The sequence below is a fragment of the Haloferax sp. s1 genome (assembly GCF_058382125.1).
In genome coordinates, this window is the sequence record NZ_JBZRPK010000240.1 from 1 (window position 1) to 2,256 (window position 2,256).

Below are 2,256 nucleotides of genomic sequence, written 5' to 3' on the forward strand. Positions count from 1 at the left end.
ATGGGCACAGATATTATCATTATCGTATGGTAAAAATTCCGCTACGCTTAAACGGGTGCCCGGAGCGTATTACGTCATGGCACAAGAGGCGAATCCATTCGAGAGTCTGCAGGAGCAAATCGACGACGCAGCAGCCTACCTCGATGTTCGTGGTGACGTTATCGAACGTCTGAAAAATCCCGAGCGAGTCCTCGAAACAAACCTGTCTGTCGAGATGGATAACGGAGATGTCGGCGTCTTCCGCGCCTACCGCTCGCAGTTTAACGGCGACCGAGGGCCGTACAAAGGCGGTATTCGATACCACCCGGGCGTCACCCGCGACGAGGTAAAGGCGCTTTCGGGCTGGATGGTCTACAAGTGCGCCGTCGTCGACATCCCCTACGGCGGCGGGAAAGGCGGCATCGTCATCGACCCTAAGGACTACAGCGAATCCGAACTCGAACGTATCTCGCGAGCGTTTGCAAAGGAACTCCGCCCGCTTATCGGCGAAGACCGCGACATCCCCGCGCCCGACGTGAACACCGGCCAGCGCGAGATGAACTGGATTAAAGACACCTACGAGACCCTCGAAAACACCACCGCACCGGGTGTCATCACGGGCAAGGCGCTCTCGAACGGCGGCAGCGAGGGTCGCGTCGAGGCGACTGGACGCTCGACGATGCTCACGGCTCGCGAGGCGTTCGACTACCTCGACCGCGACATCGAAGGCGCAACCGTCGCCGTACAGGGCTACGGGAACGCCGGGTCCGTCGCCGCGAAGCTCATCGAGGACCTCGGTGCAACCATCGTCGCTGTCTCCGACTCCTCCGGTGCCGTCTACAACCCCGACGGTATCGACGCCCGCGCCGTCAAGCAGTTCAAGAACGAGACGGGAAGCGTCTCCGACTACGAGGGCACCGAAGCGATGACCAACGAGGAACTGCTCACGCTCGACGTGGACCTGCTCGTCCCCGCGGCGCTCGAAAACGCCATCGATGGCGACCTCGCCGGTGACGTTCAGGCCGACATGATTGTCGAGGCCGCAAACGGCCCGCTCACGCCCGAGGCCGACGAAGTCCTCACCGAGCGCGACGTGCACGTGCTTCCCGACATCCTCGCCAACGCCGGCGGCGTCACTGTCTCGTACTTCGAGTGGGTCCAGAACCGCCAGCGCTTCTACTGGACCGAAGAGCGCGTCAACAACGAACTCGAACGCATCATCGTCGACGCGTTCGACAACCTCGTGGACGCCTACGAGACGCACAACCTGCCGAACTTCCGTACCGCGGCGTACGTCGTCGCAATCCAGCGCGTCGTCGACGCGTACGACTCCAGCGGCAACTGGCCCTGAGAACGTCGGCACCGACTGCTCGCTGGGAAACTCGCTGAACGCGTCGGCGCCGACTACCCGCTGAGAAACTCGCTGAACACGTCGACGTCGCCGACTGCCTGCGTTCGGTCACTCACGATGGGCGGCTAACAGCACTACCATGGTGGGTTTTTACCCGCCACTTCGGATTCGTGGTTCGTTCTTTTTGTGCATGGTTTTGTATATCACACTGTTCGGACGATGCCGGGAGATTCAAGTCGGTGTAGGTCTGCTACTTCATCGATGCGTCAGGACCACCTCATCTCCGCGGCACACCTCTCGCGGGAGGACATCGAGGCGGTGCTCGACCGCGCGGCCGAAATCGACGACGACACGGCTGCGTTCCGGCAACGACACGCCGGAAAGGTTCTTGGGCTCTGTTTCTTCGAGCCGAGCACGCGAACTCGAATGAGCTTCGACACCGCGATGAAACGCCTTGGCGGCCAGACGGTCGACATGGGACCGGTCGAGTCGTCGTCAGTCAAGAAAGGCGAGACGCTCGCCGACACGGTCCGCGTGGTCGAAGGCTACGCGGACGCCCTCGTGCTTCGCCACCCGAGTGAGGGCGCGGCTACGATGGCCGCCGAGTTCGTCGACGTACCCCTCGTCAACGCCGGTGACGGCGCGGGCCAGCACCCGAGCCAGACCCTCCTCGACCTCTACACCATTCGGGAGAACGCCGGACTCGACGACCTCACCATCGGCATCATGGGTGACCTGAAATACGGGCGGACGGTTCACTCCCTCGCTGAGGCGCTGACGAACTTCGACGCCAGCCAGCACTTCATCAGCCCCGAGAGTCTCCGACTCCCCCGAAACGTTCGATACGACCTCCACGCCTCGGGCGCGCAGGTCAAGGAACACACCGAACTCGACGAGGTGCTCCCCGAACTCGACGTGCTCTACGT

At 62.2% G+C, this 2,256-nt stretch carries 2 protein-coding genes; both read left to right on the forward strand.

The annotated features are described in order from the left end of the window. The first annotated feature begins 76 nt into the window (after positions 1-76). Positions 77-1,330, forward strand: a complete 1,254-nt coding sequence (locus QT222_RS02185; RefSeq protein ID WP_004056938.1) for a Glu/Leu/Phe/Val family dehydrogenase — start codon at positions 77-79, stop codon at positions 1,328-1,330. Positions 1,331-1,591: 261 nt separating this feature from the next. Continuing rightward, positions 1,592-2,256, forward strand: a 665-nt coding sequence (gene pyrB, locus QT222_RS02190) for an aspartate carbamoyltransferase (RefSeq protein WP_491476162.1), incomplete at its 3' end; no start/stop codon positions are given.

Bases quoted from the DNA above. Each gene is read 5' to 3' on its own strand.
- QT222_RS02185 (WP_004056938.1), top strand. From the start codon at position 77: ATGGCACAAGAGGCGAATCCATTCGAGAGTCTGCAGGAGCAAATCGAC.